The following is a 15,159-nucleotide window of genomic DNA, read 5'->3' as shown; positions in this document are numbered from 1 at the left end:
ATGACTGATTCGCCCCCATTTCTGCTTTGAGTGACCGGTTGGCCGAGATGTTCGATGGCGCGCCTGAGCGCTTCTTCAAGCGCGTTCAACTGGACCGGCTTGCTGACATAATCGTCCATGCCCGCGGCAAGACATTTTTCGCGAGCGCCGTTCACCGCGTAGCTCGTCATGGCGATGATGTAGGCGCGTTTGGCGGTGCCATTGCCAGAAACAGCCTCGCGCTTGCGTATTTCCATTGTCGTCTTGTACCCGTCCAACTCCGGCAACTGACAATCCATGAAAATGATGTCGTAGGAAACCAGGCCCAGGGCGTTCAAAACCTCCTGGCCGTTGGCGACGGCAACCGCGCGGTGTCCGAGTTTTTCCAGCAGGCCAATCGCCACCTTCTGATTGATGGCATTGTCTTCAGCAACCAGAACGTGGACCGGAGGCACCTCGGGGCGCGGGAGGGTTTGAGCCGGACCCGTGGCACCATCACGGCGCTGTTGCCAGAATCGTGTTTCACTTGGCGCAGTGGTGGTCAAAGCGGCAACCAGGCAGTCCACAAGTTGAGCTTGCTTCACCGGTTTGACGAGGAAGGCTCCCACACCGGCGGCACGCAGCAGGGCGGTGTCGCTGCGCGGACCGAGCGAAGTCATCAGCAACAGGCGTGTTTTCGCAATGGCAGGTTCCGCCTTGATTGCGCGCGCAAGCGTCAGGCCGTCCATTTCCGGCATTTGCATGTCCAGAATAGCCAGCGTGAAGGGATCGTCGGCGGCGGCCTCGCGTCGCAGCATCTCCAAGGCTTGCGTCCCGTTGGCCGCGCCCACGGGTCGCATTCCGAGCGCTTCCGTCTGGCGCAAAAGGATGCTGCGGTTTGTCTCGTTATCATCAACGACGAGCACCCGCAAACCGGGTGGGATGTGTTTTGCAGGCGATGGTTGCGCAGATTGCTGGCGCTTCTCGAATACGGCCGTAAACCAAAAAGTGGAGCCCTTCCCCAAAGTGCTCTCGACTCCGATCTGCCCCCCCATCAACTCGACGAGTTGCTTGGAGATCGCCAGGCCGAGTCCGGTCCCGCCATACTTGCGCGTCGTGGAGCCGTCGGCCTGTGAAAAAGCCTGGAATAGATAGGGCAATGCGTCAGGGGCGATGCCGATGCCCGTGTCGGTGACCGTGAAACAGACCGTTACATGAGTATTCGTTTCGCTTTCTCGGGTCACGCGGAGAGCCACTTCTCCCTTCTCGGTGAACTTGATTCCGTTGACAAGCAGATTGGTAATGACCTGGCGAAGCCGGCCCGGGTCACCCCGCAACAGAACCGGTACGTCATCGTAAACAGCCGCGATAAGCTCGACTTGCTTGGAGTGAGCGCGTCCGGCCAGCAGTTCGACCGTGTTCTCGACCGTGCCGCGCAGATCAAAATCAAGCGTCTCGAACTGCAATTTGCCCGCCTCGATTTTTGAGAAGTCCAGAATGTCGTTGATGATCGTCAACAGCGAATCAGCGCTGGCTTGAATTGTTTGCAGGAAGTGCCGCTGGTCCGGATTCATCACCGTGTCCTGAAGCAAAACAGTCATGCCGATGATCCCGTTCAACGGAGTGCGGACTTCGTGGCTGATGTTGGCGAGGAATTCTGACTTGATGCGTGCCGATTCGAGTGCTTCATCGCGTGCCTTGGCCAGTTCGACCTCAACGCGTTTGCGATCGGTGATGTCGAGAATCAGTGTCAGGATGCACGGTTCACCTTTTAGGTCGATCAACTCCGCGGCGCCGAGGCCCTCGCGAATTTCATCCGATTTGGTCCGGAACGAACATTCGTGATTGCGGAGCGAGCCTCCGTCCTGAAGGCGGCGAGCAAAATAGGAACGGTCATCGGGGCTGACCCACATCCCGAGGTCCAGGGCCGTGCGGCCGATCACTTCTTCACGGGAATATCCCATCAATTGCAGGAAGCTGTCGTTCGCGTCAATGAAACGGCCCTCCTTCAGCGTGGCGATGGTGATGGCGGCGGGGCTGGCCAGGAATGCCTTTGAAAATCGCTCCTCGGACCTTCTGAGTTTTTCCTCGGACAGTTTGCGTTCGGTCACGTCCCGCGCGTTGATAACGATGGCCTGCACGCCCGGTTCGTTCAGCAGATTGGTTCCCGTCCCTTCCATCCAGTGCCACGAGCCGTCCTTGTGACGCAGGCGGTACTGCGTCGTGATGGCGCGGCCCGGCTTTTGAATCAGATCGTTGAACAGTTTCCGGGTGATCTCGACATCTTCAGGATGGACGAACTCAAACGCGTTCCTCCCGACGAGGTCGCCGCTGGCATAACCCAGATTGCGCAGGGTTGCCGGTTCGGCATCGTACAGGATCGTTCCGGTTGGATTGATGAGTGAAATGCAATCCGAGCTTTTCTCGATAAGCGCGCGGAAACGGCGCTCGCTGTTTTCGAGGATTCTTTCCGCATCTCGTCGCGCCGAGATGTCCTCGATGACACCCAGCGCGTAAAGCGCCTTGCCGTCCGGCGCCCGAATCAGAGAAGCCGTCAGGTTGGCCCAGATGACCCGCTGTCCCTTCGTAATGTATCGTTTTTCAAGTTGATAAGTGGAAACCTCGCCGCTGAACAGTTTTTGTCCCAGTTGCAACGTTGGTTCCGCATCCTCGGGGTGAGTGATGTCAACGAAGCGAAGTCCGGTCAGTTCATGCTCGGCATAACCGAGCATCTGGCAGAGAGCGCGGTTGGCTTTGAGGATCCGGAAGTCGGGACTTCCCAGCACGATCCCAACGGGACCCTCCTCGAAGGCCTTGCGAAATCGCTCCTCGCTTTGACGCAGCGCTTCTTCGGAAAGTTTGAGACTTTCGGTCAGGAGCGTAAGTTCGCGGGCGTGCCGCTCAGCGCTGCGGCGTCGCAGCCACAGATAAACGGACGCTATCAGGAGGGCGGAGACCGCAAGGCACATGGCGATGAACCGATACGGCGGCACCGGAAAGAAACCGAAGTCTGTCGCATCGCGTGGGATCAACCGGTAGCCGGTATTGAACGGCGGGTCCTTGCAAGACTGGCCCGCGATGCCGATAAGTTCGATTCTGCCGCCCCGCATCAGCCGGTTCGCGAATTGCGGATTGGTGAACAACCGGTCGGAAGCGAACACCGGGATTTCACCGGAACGGTCACGCAGCACCAGGCCACGTTTTTTTTCCAGAAGGTCCACTGGCGCGGCAAGTTCCCCGGTCACGCGAACCAGCTGGCCGGAGTAACGCTCGCTTTGTAAATCCACCGCCAGCACATCGCGGGGTTTGGGCAGTGTTTCGGATCCCAACCGGCGGATCTCCGTGAGGATCAGCTCTTCCGTGCCATTGTGCTGGGACAGCTTTCCACGCGCCTGGACTACATCGCCGCGTTTGAATCCGGTGCTGAGCAGCGCCGTGTTGCGAGTGAACAAGGCGATTCCGCCCGTGTTGTCCTGTAGATTGACAAGTGAAGCGTATTCCGCGGAGGAGTCGGCGCCGAACCCGGTAAGATTGAAAGGATCCGAGGTCAAAATACCGGAGATCGTGAACGATTCGCCGAGCCGGTCCGGAACAAAATCGCCGTTCGTGTCGCGCAGAAGTTCCCGGATGGGCGTAACTCTTTCCGCGGCCCACGCAGAGCAGACGGCAAGGACGGCGATGGCGAACCATGAAACCAGGAGACGCAACAGCGAACGGTTCTGGCCGGGGGAAGGCTTTCGTGCGAAGACGGCGAGGACTTCGTGTAAGCCGCAGCACACTCCAACCGGGCGTGAAATCACCTTTGGCATTTGTTCATTCCGATGCACACCGCTTTTATCAGCTGGCGCGATCAGGAGTCGCGTTACCCGTAATTAAACGCACAGTATTTTGGGGATACCACAAATCCCTCCCCATAGCGAGGCAGAATCAACATCTGCCCGGTCAAGCCTGCCAGATTTGAGCGCAACTTTTCGGGTGCCCCAATGCTTAGTCAAGGCGATTTTTGGCGCATAAAGGATTCCTGCGACCGCTTAACAGGTTGCAGGCCGACCTGGTCGGCGCGCGAGAACCCACGCGATGACCTTCGACGCCAGCCGCAGGGTCGCCAGACGGACCGGAAGACGATTGGTCGAACATCGACGGATCCCAGTATGCCGGTGCGAACCAGACACGACGTTCGGCAGCGCATGTGAAGATGGAAGGTGAATGGTGAACACTTGCAACCGAAGTTGGTTTTAGTAATGTAGGCAGTCTTGCGGCCTTGATGAGGAATGATCTGCGGATTTCCGTGGAGACCCGTTGCGCGTCGCTGGGCCGCTTTTGTTTATTTTGGGAAGAAAACGTATGAACATTAAAGTACAGGTAAGAGGGGACACGCTGAATATCGACGGTGTAAAAGAATTGAGCGCCGCGAACGCGAATTCATTTCGCGACCAAGTACGGGGCGCGCTGGCCGAACGCCTGAAGAATATAGACATTGATTTGTCTCAAACATCGTTCCTGGACAGTTGCGGCCTTGGAGCGCTGATCTCCCTGCAAAAGACCGCCTGCACCCGGGGTGGCGTCGTGAAATTGCTGAATCCCACGCCGCCGGTTCATCAGATCCTTGAGCTGACGCGATTGCACCGGGTCTTCGAAATCGTCAAGAGGTAGCGCCATGTCCGAACCACCCGGCAAGTCCTCCCGCGGAGTTGCTCTCCGCATCTCGCTGGGTTGCGACCTTACGGAAGTCCGGCCAGCGGTTTTGGCCGTCCGCGGATTCCTCGCCGAGCACGGTCTGACCGACAAGGAACTGGCCACTTGGGAGCTGGCGCTGGCTGAAGCGTGCAACAACGCGATCAACTATGTCCGCGAAGAGGAAAAAAACGAGCCGGTTGAAATTGAGGTCGTCTGCAATGCGTCGAGGGTCGAGCTGTACGTCAATGATCGAACGCCAGGGTTCGACTGGTCCGGCCACATCCAACTGCCAGATTCGGACAGCGAGCGGGGGCGCGGGCTGTACCTCATTCAGTCGCTTATGGACGGCGTCGAGTATTTTCGCGGCATTGGCCAGAATTCCCTGCGTCTGCGCAAAAGCCGCGCCCGGTCGTCCGGAGGTACCGCCGTGTCCACGGCAAACGTGGAGGATCTGCATCGCCGGCTGGGCGAAAGCGAACAAATCATCAATGACATGGCCGAGGAACTGGGCTCCTGTTATGAAAGCTTGTCCGCAATTTTCAGATATAGCGCAGAACAGGGCAGATCCGTCGGTTTGGAGGATTTTGCGCGGCGCTTGTTGATCGACCTGCTTCGAATCACCGCGGCAGATTGGTTTGTGCTGCGGCTGGTGCCCAAGGACGGGTCGCGGCTGATTGTGTTCACGGCATCCGAAGAAGAGCTGGACTTGGAACCCTTGGAAGTCCAGACGTTGGCGGGCGGTGTCGCACCCGCAGAGGTTCGTTCCGCGATGAACCGGCAGGACATTTGGTTCGACCAACAGAAATTACTGGATCCTGGTGACCCGCTGCGGCGGGTCAGGCCGGACTCGCTGGGCTTGATTCACCCGTTCTACTTCGGCGATTCTCTGATCGGCACGCTCACGGTGGGCAAAACGGTCTCTCCGATTCCATTTTCTGCGGCGCAAACGAATGTGGTGCATACGTTCGCTGACTTTCTGGCCATTCAAATCGTCAACACACGTTTCCAGGAAGAACAAGTCAACAATCTTTTAATGGCGCGCGACCTGCAAATCGCCAAGAACATTCAGCGTTCGCTGCTGCTGAAGACGCTGCCGCAACTGCCGGGGTTCGGTTTGGCCGGCTACTGCGAGAGCGCGCGCCAGGTTGGAGGTGATTTTTACGACGTGGTCAAGCTGTCTGATGACTCACTGTTGCTGATTATTGCCGACGTGATGGGAAAGGGTATCCCCGCCGCAATGTTTGCGGCGATCTTGCGAAGCCTTTTGCGGGCGTTGCCGGAGTTGACCCGTCAGCCATCCGAGCTGCTGTCGCGAGTGAACCGCCTGCTGTTCGATGAACTATCCGAGGTGGACATGTTCATCACGGCACAGCTTGTTTATGTGGATGCTCGAGAACGCCGTTTGGTCACGGCGAGCGCGGGCCATTGTCCCTTGCTGTTGGCTGTTGCAGGTGATGGCGCAGTCAAGCCCCTGTCTCCCGAAGGCATGCCCCTGGGTATATTGCCCGACACCCCGTTCACCGATGAAACAGCGGAATTGCCCGCAAACTGCCGCGTCCTCCTTTACACGGACGGATTGACCGAGGCGCGCAACGCTCAAGGTGAACTCTTTGGTCAGGAACGACTAATGGAATGGCTTAAGAGTGCCACGATGCGCCCGCACAAGGCCGAAGATCTGAAGAATGAACTGGTTTCCGAACTGCTGAAATTTCAAGCGAATACGAGCTTGAAAGATGATCAGACTTTCCTGATCATGGCGCAGTGAAAATCGCCGACAGCGCCGTTATGCCGCACAAAATTCTGATCGTGGATGACGAGCCGTTCATGTTGCGGTTGATTCAGCATCATCTGGAAAATGCCGGCTACGAGATGATCAAAGCCCGCAACGGACGCGAGGCCATCGAAGCAGTCACGCGGGAGAATCCCAGCGTAGTTGTCATGGATGCCATGATGCCGAACATGGATGGGATCACCGCGCTGAGGCAGCTCAAACAAGAGCCATCCACCCGCGCCATTCCGGTTATCATGCTGACGGCCAACCCGCACAAGTATAGCCGCGAGGAAGCAGAATCTTCGGGGGCGGCGATCTTTCTAACCAAGCCTTTCAGCCCGACTCAACTGCTTGAAGAGATTCGCAAGCACACGTTGGATGTCGAAGTGCAAAAAGCGTGACCACCCCCGAGCGGTGGGCCTCGTTTCTACTCCCGGGGTGTCACTTTTTCGTGGTGGTAGCGGATTTCCTCGGCCATTTGCGTAATTGCTGATAATCAAATGACATTGCTTGTTCGCTCCGCACTGTGCGTGCTTCTGGCCGGTAATTTGAAAGCACCCGCGGGCGAAATGCCGGTCCGAGTCAGTTTGATCCGAACTCCTGACGGCGGAATACAACCACAGGCGGTGGTCGATGCCAAAGGCACTGTCCATCTGATTTACTTCAAGGGCAAACCGCAGGCAGGCGATGCTTTTTACGTAAGGCGGGAACCGGGTCAGACGACGTTTTCTCGGCCGATACGCGTTAATCGCCGGACCGGCAGCGTCATCGCCACGGGCACGATTCGTGGCGCGCAGTTGGCGGTCGGTAGGAAGGGTTGCGTGCATGTTGCCTGGATGGGGGGCGAAGGCGCCGTCCGGCCGATTGTAAACGGCAGGGAGGCCACGCCCATGCTCTACACGCGTCTGAATGACGCAGGTACCGCGTTTGAACCTGAACGCAACGTCATCACGTGGGCGGCGGGACTTGACGGCGGCGGATCCGTCGCCGCCGATTCCGGCGGGAACGTTTACGTGGCCTGGCATGCGAGTCCTCCCGGAAACGAAAAAGGAGAAGTTGGACGCGCGGTGTTTGTCGCACGTTCGACCGACGACGGCGCAACGTTCCAACGCGAGGGACGCGCGAACGCAAAGCTGACCGGTGCGTGTGGCTGTTGCGGGATGAAAGCGTACGCCGACTCCAGGGGGCTGGTCTATATACTCTACCGCGCGGCAAACGGGATCAGTCGCGACATGACGTTGCTCGTTTCGCATGATCACGGCTTGAGCTTTGAACTTTCGACGGTGAACAAATGGATGATCAATGGCTGCCCGATGAGCAGTTGTTCATTTGCTGAAGCCGGCGTCGGCGTAGTGGCCGCGACTGAACGGGAGGGACATGTCGGATTCAGCTTGATCGATCCGGAAACTTTGACCATTTCCCGCGCTGCTTCGCCGGCGTCAGGCGAAAAATCCAAACACCCGGCCATCGCCGCGAATTCCAAAGGCGACGTTTTGCTCGCCTGGACCGAGGGCACGGCTTGGGAAAAGGGTGGCGCGTTGGCGTGGCAGCTCTTCGACAAAAATGGCAAAGCAACTGCTGAAAAAGGGCAAACCGACGGTGTTCCGGTCTGGAGCCTGCCGACGGCTTTTGTCGTGGCGGAAGGACCTTTCGAGATCGTTTATTGAGCGCCGCCGCCCGGTATCAGTGATTTCTCTGGCAATTCTTTACGGGGGACATTGACACCGCCGGATCGAATGTTTAGTGTAAATGCAGTCAACCATAGAAACGAACCATGCTTAGGATTTCCTTAATCATCGCGGTTGTGGCAGGCATCGCCGCTTTGACGGTAAGCCAGATGAAGGTTGCCAAGAACATCGAAGGTCTCAGGACAGAACTGGACACAACGAAAACCAGTCTGAGCGCGGCGCAATCGGCAGAAGCAAAGGCCAAAAAGGAGGCACGTGACGCCACGGCTGCCGCTGACAAGGCCAAAAAGGATCTCGACACCGCGAAAAACGACCTCGCGGCGGCGACCGAAAAGGCCGATCAACAGGAGAAGCGCGCCAACGACCTGGCGACTCGTCTCGACAAAACAACGCTGGAACGGAACGATTCGCAGGCGAAGCTGGCGGCCTGGCTGGCGTTGGGCCGGTCGATTGACGAGTTAAAAGCGATAATGGTGGAAAACAAGAAACTCGTCGGCGAGAACGACGCGTTAAAAGGAGAGAATAAGCTCTTGGGACGCACGCTTAATCAGACACAGACAGAGTTGGATCTACTGACGGGAAAGATCGACAAGGTTAAGTTACCGGTCGACCTGAAAGGCAAGGTTATCGCGGTTGATCCGAAATATGAATTCGTCGTGCTGGACATCGGTGCGGACGATCGGGTGTTGCCGCGGGGTGAGATGCTCGTGAATCGTTCTGGTAAGCTCGTGGCCAAGATTCGCATCCTCACGACTGAACCTCATCGCAGTGTCGCCAATGTACTCTCGGACTGGAAGCGGGGCGAAATCATGGAAGGTGATGTCGCCCTGGTTGGTCTTTAAGAACATGACGCGTGAACCTGTCATCGCATTTCGCTGCTGGTTGCTTTTGTTGTGCGGCATGATCGGTTTATTTCTTTCGGGTTGCGCCAGCCTCGAGCCCGAGAACGCGTCGGCCCGGCCATGGAATCAACCGCAGGGATGGGAAACGGGCTTGCCGCCGGCGATGTACGAGGGGCGATAGTTTTACGTCCTGTTCACCGCCTTTTTCAGGTCCGTTACTTTGCGAATTCGACGCAACGCGTCTCTCGAACGACTGTAACGCGGATCTGCCCCGGGTACTGGAGGGTTTCCTCAATTTTCCGCGCAATGTTTCGGGCGAGAAGGAATGCTTTTTCGTCGTCGATTTGGTCCGGTTGGACGACGACCCTTAATTCGCGGCCGGCCTGCACCGCGAAGCATCTGTCAACACCCGGGAAGGAAAGCCCGATTTTCTCCAGGTTCTCCAGCCGGTTGACGTAGGTTGTCATTGTTTCCGAACGCGCGCCCGGCCGCGAGGCGCTGATGGCGTCGGCGGCGCTGACGAGGATACCGAGGACGTTGGTGTGAGGGACCTCATCGTGGTGTGAAGCAACGCCATTGATCACATCTTCCGATTCCCCGCAGCGCCTGATGAATTCCGCCCCAATGATCGCGTGTGACCCCTCGACCTCGTGATTGATCGCCTTCCCAATGTCGTGCAACAAGCCGGAGCGCTTGGCCGCGGCGATGTCGAGTCCGAGTTCGGCCGCCATCAGCGCCATCAACTGCGCGACTTCGACCGAGTGATCGAGAATGTTCTGCGAAAAGCTGTGGCGGAAGCGGAGGCGACCGAGCAATTTGACGATTTCCGCGTGCATTGGCGGCAATCCCAGTTTGAATACGGCCTCCTCGCCCGCCCGTAGAATGGTCTCGTCCATTTCCTGAGACACCTTGGTAACGACCTCCTCGATCCGCGTCGGATGAATGCGTCCGTCGAGAATCAACCGCTGCATTGCTTCGCGCGCGATTTCGCGACGCACCGGATCGAAGCCGGACAGGACCACAGCATTCGGTGTATCGTCAATGAGAACAGTGATGCCTGTGGCGGCCTCGAAGGCGCGGATGTTGCGCCCTTCGCGGCCGATGATTCGTCCTTTGATGTCATCGCCCTGCAACGCGACGGTTGCGGTGGTCGTCTCGAAAGTGTGTTCACCGGCATAGCGTTGGATGGCAAGGCTTATGATGCGGCGGGCCTGGTCTTCCGCCTTGAGCCGGGCTTCTTCCAAAATATGCCTCGTCAGATCCGTTGCGTCCTGTAACGCGTCCTGCTCGGCTTCCTTCAGCAGCAGGGCGCGGGCTTCTGTTTCACCGAGATGAGACAGTTTCTGAAGCTGCTCTCTGCGAAGCTTGGCAAGCCAGACGAGTTCATTGCGCTCGGCCTCGACCGCGCACTTCTTATCTTCAAACTCTTGCTGTCTGTCCCGCAAATCCTTCTCTCGCTGGACGAGTCCCTCCAACTGGCGATTGATCAATGATTCCCGTTCCGACAGCCGTTGTTCAAGGTCGGCCAGCTCACGGCGGCGCGCGCCGAAGGATTTTTCTGTTTGATCGCGGAGCTTTAGCGCTTCTTCGTTGGCGGCGAGACGCGCTTCGCGCAAAATGGCCTCGGCTTCCCTTTGCGCGCTGCCCAAAAGCGACTTTTCCTCTTCCGCCCGCGCTGTCTGGAGTTTGCGCTGTTTCCAAATAAAAACCAAGTAGCCAAGCAGAAAACCCGCGAGGGCCAGCAAAGCGCCTTGCCAGACAAATTGTGCCGCCAAAATCATTTCCAGACCGCGCGCCAGCCCGTCCGGTGCCAGAGCGACGGCGTCAAAATAAGGTCCAAACGAATGTCATGGGGCTCCGTCGGAATGGCGTCCACGATTTGTTCATCAAACGCCACTCCGCACGTGATGCCGCGAGCGGAAGCCAGCAGCCGGTCATAAAACGCCTTTCCCCTTCCAAGCCGGCGCCCATCCAAAGTGAATGCTACCCCGGGCACGACAAGAAAGTCCAGTTCGTTTAATGGCACCCCGGCACAGGTCTCCGCCGGCTCTGAGATTCCAAAACGTCCCGGCCGCAAGTCTTCGGTCGGATTCACCACGCGGCTCGCAACATAGGATTGGCCGCGGTGTTCAAACCGGGGAAGCGCAAGCTTTTTTCCTGCGACAAGGGCGAGCTTGAACAGCGGCGCGACATCAACTTCGTCCGGCAGCGGTGCGAATAGCAGTACGGAGCGGGCCTCCCGCCAGATCGGCTGCGCCTGAAGCCGCGAGCAAACCTGGCCTGATCCGGCGAGCCGAACCGCAGGTGACAGCCGTTTCAATTCGCCCCTCATCCGTTGACGCAGCTCGGCTTTTTGCTTCGCGATGGTTTCGCTCATTCCCGTTCGAGTTCGCGGGGCTCAGGCGGTTGCTGATCGGGGGGCGGCTGCCGGGCCTGCTCCTTTGCGACCAGTGCCCGCCATTTTTCAACCCGCTCTTTGATTTTCTTTTCCACGCCCTGGTCGGACGGCTCGTAATATTTTTTGGCGGCCCCGAGATGATCCTGCACCACGAAGTGTCCGGGGAAATCGTGTGCGTAATGGTAACCTTTCCCGTGTCCGAGCCTCTCTGCGCCCGCGTAGTGCGCGTCGCGCAGGTGTTCCGGCACCGGCAGGGTTTGCCCCGAACGAATGTCTTCCAGCGCGGCGTCAACAGCGGTGATGACCGAGTTGCTCTTGTTTGCGGTCGCGATGTAAAGCGCCGCCTCGGCGATGGGAATTCGCGCCTCCGGCCAGCCGATGAATTCCGCCGCCTGAAAAGCGGCATTTGCCAGCACAAGCGCCATCGGATCGGCCAGGCCCACGTCTTCTGCCGCGTGGATCACAATGCGCCTGGCGATGAAGCGTGGATCTTCGCCGGCGTGAATCATTTTCGCCAGCCAGTAAAGCGTGGCGTCCGGATCACTGCCACGCATCGATTTGATGAAGGCGGAAATCGTGTCGTAATGCGCGTCGCCGTCGCCATCATAAACCACGGCTTTCTTTTGGATGCACTGCTCCGCCACAGCCAGATTGACGTGAATGAATCCGTCGTCGGCAGGCGCGGTGGTGAGTGCCGCGAGTTCGAGCGAGTTCAATGCCTTGCGTGCGTCCCCATCGGCAATGTTCGCCAGATGGCGCAACGCGGTCTCGTCGGCCCTGATTTTCAAACACCCCAATCCACGCTCCGTGTCGGTCAGTGCGCGCCGTAGCAGATCATGGAGTTCGTCCTGGCCAAGTGGGCGCAGTTCAAAAATTTGCGACCGCGAGACCAGCGGTGAGTTGACGAAGAAGAACGGATTGTGAGTGGTGGCGCCGATGAGTCGCACCACGCCGCTCTCGACGTCGGGCAGCAAAACGTCCTGCTGCGCCTTGTTGAAACGGTGGATCTCGTCAATGAACAAGATCGTCGGCTGCCCTTTGTTCTCCAGGCGGTTGGCGGCGGCCGAAAGGACCCGCCGCATGTCGGCGACGTTTGACTCGACGCCGCTGAGATGTTCGAACTTGCTCCTGGTTTGGTTGGCAATGATTTGCGCGAGCGACGTTTTGCCCGTGCCAGGCGGCCCGTAAAAAATCACCGATTGAATGCGGTCGGCCTCGATGGCGCGTCGGAGCAATTGTCCCGGTCCGAGGATGTGCGATTGTCCGGCGAATTCCCCGAGATCACGCGGCCGCATCCGCGCCGCGAGCGGCTGGTGTTGGAACGATTTCACTTCCGTCGCGACCGTTCCCGCTGCTTCAGGTGGGGGCGGGGAGGCGAACAAGTCATCGCTCGACATGGCGCTAACTTAACACCAGTGTTGCGTGTCGCCCAAAACAAAAAGCCCGGGGAGGCGCGTGTTCAACCCTTGCCGCGTCAGATTGAAATGTAAAACCCCGCCGTAATGCCGTGGGTAACAGTTCCTTTGAACTTGTTAGAAACAGGTGGAGCCCACTCGACGGCTTTCGACTTCCAGTTAAGGCCTGTCGGCCACCCTCAGAGCACGAGCCCCGTCATTGGTTTACTACGGTTCAAGGACTTGGTTTCTAAACACGAGCATGGCAGGGTTAAATCACTTCAAATCCGTGTTCCAAAGATCACGCGCTCGTTGGCGGCTTGCCTCAAGCGCTCACCGGACGGAGTGTCACCGATCAAACACTTTTTCTCAAGTGAAAACTGGATTTCTCTGAGTTTTCATATGTGGATTGCGCTGTTGGTTTCCGTTTGCCACCTGGCCGGTGCCTTGCTTTGATAGCGTAAGTGTTATGGAATTGGAAATCCTCCAGATCATGAAGCAGTCGGCGGGCACGAAGTTTTCCTACAAGGAAATCGGCAAGCTCGTGGACCGGGACCAGTATCGGGAAAACGCGCACTTCGCACGCCCAATCCTTGAGAAGTTGACATTCGAGGGGTTGATCTGGAAGGACGAGTCTTTCTACCTGTACCCGACCGAACAACAAAAATCGGAGCATCGCCGGAAGGAGGGAAAGATCAAATCCTCGGGCGTCCAGAGTCATAGTCTGCCCGAACAAAAATGAAGGGCCGATCAAGCCGCGGTCGTGGCAACCTCCCCGGGTGTCGCGTTCGATAGGCCAGCATCGACAAGCGGCGGCCCAAAAATGCGCTTGGAGCGAGACAGTTCCATGAGGATCAGGTTGTATGTACCGTGAAACACAACGGTGAACTAACTTTTGGCTTACCTGCCGCCGAAATTCGGGTCAAGTTCCTTCAAAATCTCCTGACGCGTCTGTTCGATGTCCACTTTAAGGCTGTTTAGAAGACGCGCCGCCACGCCATCGCCTTCGCGCAGCAGCCCCAGCAGGATGTGCTCGGTTCCCACATAGGTGTGGTTGAGCGACTTCGCTTCTTTCTGCGCCAGCACCAGCACCTTTTTCACCCGCGGCGTGTAAGGGATGTTGCCGATCATCTTCTGGTCCGGACCCGTACCCACCTGCTTCTCGACTTCCGCACGCACGGCTTCCAAACTCAATCCCAGCTTTTGAAGGACGTTCACGGCGACGCCCTGCCCCAGGTTGATCAGGCCAAGCAATACATGCTCGGTGCCGACGAAATTGTGATTGAAACGGTCCGCTTCCTTGCGCGCGAGCGCCAAAACCTGCTGCGCTCTCGGCGTAAAGTTCCACATCGTCTCCGGCTCGGCTCGACTTTGGGAGGACGCAGTCGGTCCCCAGAGTATGGGTGGCGGGGAGAAAAGCCGGCTAAAGAATCCTGGACGCTTTTCAGCAGGCCTCTTCGCAGGTGCTCCCGCAGTCCGGTTGTCGAGTCCGATTGATCGAAACTGTGCGGCGCTCAGATATGCCGCTTCCACGAGCCCCATCGTTTTCAAATTGTCGCGTCCACTGATAGCCGGCTCCTGCCCGGTTTCAAGGGCGATGAGCAGTTGCGCCATCGTCCCGATAAATGCGTCGGGAAACCAGCTTTCCGTCCACACCGGTCGGTGCCACTCCTTGTCGCCGATTGCCGCGTAACGAATGGTCGAAGGCATCGTATAGGGATCTTTGCACCAGCCGATGTCGCCGATGGCCAGTCCTTTTGTGCCTTCGATGCGCCATTCGATGCGAATGTCCGCCAGACAACCTTCCTTCGCCGGTCCGGTCCAGGTGTCGTCAATGCCGACGCAGCGCAGACCGCTGACGTATTCCAGTATGTAAGTGCAGATGCCGTCAGTATGCGGGAACTTTGTGCGCGGATCGGTGCGGACGCTGCAATAAATCCCCTCCGGATCTCCGAACCAATATCGAAAGGTGTCAAGATGATGTATGGACATGATGCGGAGCGTGAGCCAGCCGAGTTCCTGTTGCCAGTTCATCCAGTGTGGAATGCCGCGCATGTCGATTGTCGCGAAGACCGGATCGCCGAGCGTGCCGTTTTCGAGCAGCGTCCTGGCCGCAAGGACCGATTGGTCGTAACGCATGTTTTGATTGACGGCGAGCGCGATCCCGGCAGCGTCACACACGCCTACGGCTTCGATGGCCTCTGCGTAATTCGTTCCCAGCGGTTTTTGGGCGAGGATGCCTTTGACGGTTTTGCGTTCGCACGCGGCTTTGATCAAAGCGAGCTGTTGCGACGGCGGAACGGCAATGTCCAGCACTTCAATCGTCGGATCGGAGAGCAACTGTTCCGCGGTTTCGTAAACCTTGGGGATGTCATGCCGACGCGCAACTTTCTCTGCTCTGTCGCGGGTGCGGGATGCGATGGCCACGGGA

General features: G+C 58.0%; 10 protein-coding genes, 1 other RNA gene and 2 pseudogenes. 6 read left to right on the top strand and 7 right to left on the bottom strand.

Going from position 1 to position 15,159, the window contains the following annotated elements; genetic code table 11:
* A partial coding sequence (locus VN887_11485) for a PAS domain S-box protein (GenBank protein ID HXT40625.1) occupies positions 1–3,767 on the bottom strand: 3,767 nt, incomplete at its 3' end.
* 535 nt (positions 3,768–4,302) lie between these two features.
* Between VN887_11485 and VN887_11480 the strand changes: the two genes are divergently transcribed.
* The 5 genes from VN887_11480 to VN887_11460 all read left to right on the top strand — a co-directional run bounded on the left by VN887_11480 (position 4,303) and on the right by VN887_11460 (position 8,936).
* Positions 4,303–4,611, top strand: a complete 309-nt coding sequence (locus VN887_11480; protein HXT40624.1) for an STAS domain-containing protein — start codon at positions 4,303–4,305, stop codon at positions 4,609–4,611.
* 4 nt (positions 4,612–4,615) lie between these two features.
* On the top strand, positions 4,616–6,400 hold the full coding sequence (locus VN887_11475; GenBank protein ID HXT40623.1) for a SpoIIE family protein phosphatase: 1,785 nt from the start codon (positions 4,616–4,618) through the stop codon (positions 6,398–6,400).
* Positions 6,397–6,807, top strand: coding sequence for a response regulator (locus VN887_11470; GenBank protein HXT40622.1), 411 nt, complete (start codon positions 6,397–6,399; stop codon positions 6,805–6,807). Before VN887_11475 ends, VN887_11470 begins: the two co-directional genes overlap by 4 nt.
* A 99-nt stretch (positions 6,808–6,906) precedes the next feature.
* Positions 6,907–8,073 carry a hypothetical protein gene (locus VN887_11465; GenBank protein ID HXT40621.1) on the top strand — a complete coding sequence of 389 codons (1,167 nt, stop codon included), beginning with the start codon at positions 6,907–6,909 and terminating at the stop codon, positions 8,071–8,073.
* A 137-nt stretch (positions 8,074–8,210) separates the two neighbouring features.
* Entirely contained in the window at positions 8,211–8,936 is a 726-nt protein-coding gene (locus VN887_11460; protein HXT40620.1) for a hypothetical protein, read from the top strand.
* 215 nt (positions 8,937–9,151) lie between these two features.
* Here the strand turns inward: VN887_11460 and rny are convergent, their stop codons facing one another.
* From rny to ssrS, 4 genes are all read right to left on the bottom strand, one after another.
* Positions 9,152–10,717 carry a ribonuclease Y gene (rny, locus tag VN887_11455; protein ID HXT40619.1) on the bottom strand — a complete coding sequence of 522 codons (1,566 nt, stop codon included), beginning with the start codon at positions 10,715–10,717 and terminating at the stop codon, positions 9,152–9,154.
* Positions 10,714–11,313, bottom strand: a complete 600-nt coding sequence (locus tag VN887_11450; protein ID HXT40618.1) for a 5-formyltetrahydrofolate cyclo-ligase — start codon at positions 11,311–11,313, stop codon at positions 10,714–10,716. The genes rny and VN887_11450 overlap by 4 nt, the downstream gene beginning before the upstream one ends.
* Positions 11,310–12,731 (bottom strand): replication-associated recombination protein A, encoded by a 1,422-nt coding sequence (locus VN887_11445; GenBank protein HXT40617.1) that lies wholly within the window; start codon positions 12,729–12,731, stop codon positions 11,310–11,312. Before VN887_11445 ends, VN887_11450 begins: the two co-directional genes overlap by 4 nt.
* 90 nt (positions 12,732–12,821) lie before the next feature.
* Positions 12,822–13,003, bottom strand: a non-coding RNA gene (gene ssrS, locus VN887_11440) — 6S RNA.
* Between the two features lie 194 nt (positions 13,004–13,197).
* On the opposite strand from ssrS, the gene VN887_11435 reads away from it, so the two are divergent.
* Positions 13,198–13,470 carry a hypothetical protein gene (locus tag VN887_11435; GenBank protein ID HXT40616.1) on the top strand — a complete coding sequence of 91 codons (273 nt, stop codon included), beginning with the start codon at positions 13,198–13,200 and terminating at the stop codon, positions 13,468–13,470.
* 170 nt (positions 13,471–13,640) lie between these two features.
* On the opposite strand, the pseudogene VN887_11430 reads toward VN887_11435, so the two are convergent.
* Both VN887_11430 and VN887_11425 read right to left on the bottom strand, forming a co-directional pair.
* Positions 13,641–14,078, bottom strand: a pseudogene (locus VN887_11430) (Clp protease N-terminal domain-containing protein).
* 201 nt (positions 14,079–14,279) lie between these two features.
* Positions 14,280–15,155, bottom strand: a pseudogene (locus VN887_11425) (Gfo/Idh/MocA family oxidoreductase).
* Between the last annotated feature and the right edge of the window lie 4 nt (positions 15,156–15,159).

It is taken from the genome of Candidatus Angelobacter sp. (genome assembly GCA_035607015.1).
Classification (GTDB): domain Bacteria; phylum Verrucomicrobiota; class Verrucomicrobiia; order Limisphaerales; family AV2; genus AV2.
Note: the sequence above shows the minus strand (reverse complement) of the source record. Positions and strands in the feature narration are given on the sequence as shown.

Excerpts from the sequence above, each read along its gene's own strand:
- VN887_11480 (HXT40624.1), top strand. The coding sequence starts at position 4,303 with ATGAACATTAAAGTACAGGTAAGAGGGGACACGCTGAATATCGACGGT.
- VN887_11475 (HXT40623.1), top strand. The coding sequence starts at position 4,616 with ATGTCCGAACCACCCGGCAAGTCCTCCCGCGGAGTTGCTCTCCGCATC.
- VN887_11445 (HXT40617.1), bottom strand. The coding sequence starts at position 12,731 with ATGTCGAGCGATGACTTGTTCGCCTCCCCGCCCCCACCTGAAGCAGCG.
- VN887_11450 (HXT40618.1), bottom strand. The coding sequence starts at position 11,313 with ATGAGCGAAACCATCGCGAAGCAAAAAGCCGAGCTGCGTCAACGGATG.
- VN887_11435 (HXT40616.1), top strand. The coding sequence starts at position 13,198 with ATGGAATTGGAAATCCTCCAGATCATGAAGCAGTCGGCGGGCACGAAG.
- VN887_11465 (HXT40621.1), top strand. The coding sequence starts at position 6,907 with ATGACATTGCTTGTTCGCTCCGCACTGTGCGTGCTTCTGGCCGGTAAT.
- rny (HXT40619.1), bottom strand. The coding sequence starts at position 10,717 with ATGATTTTGGCGGCACAATTTGTCTGGCAAGGCGCTTTGCTGGCCCTC.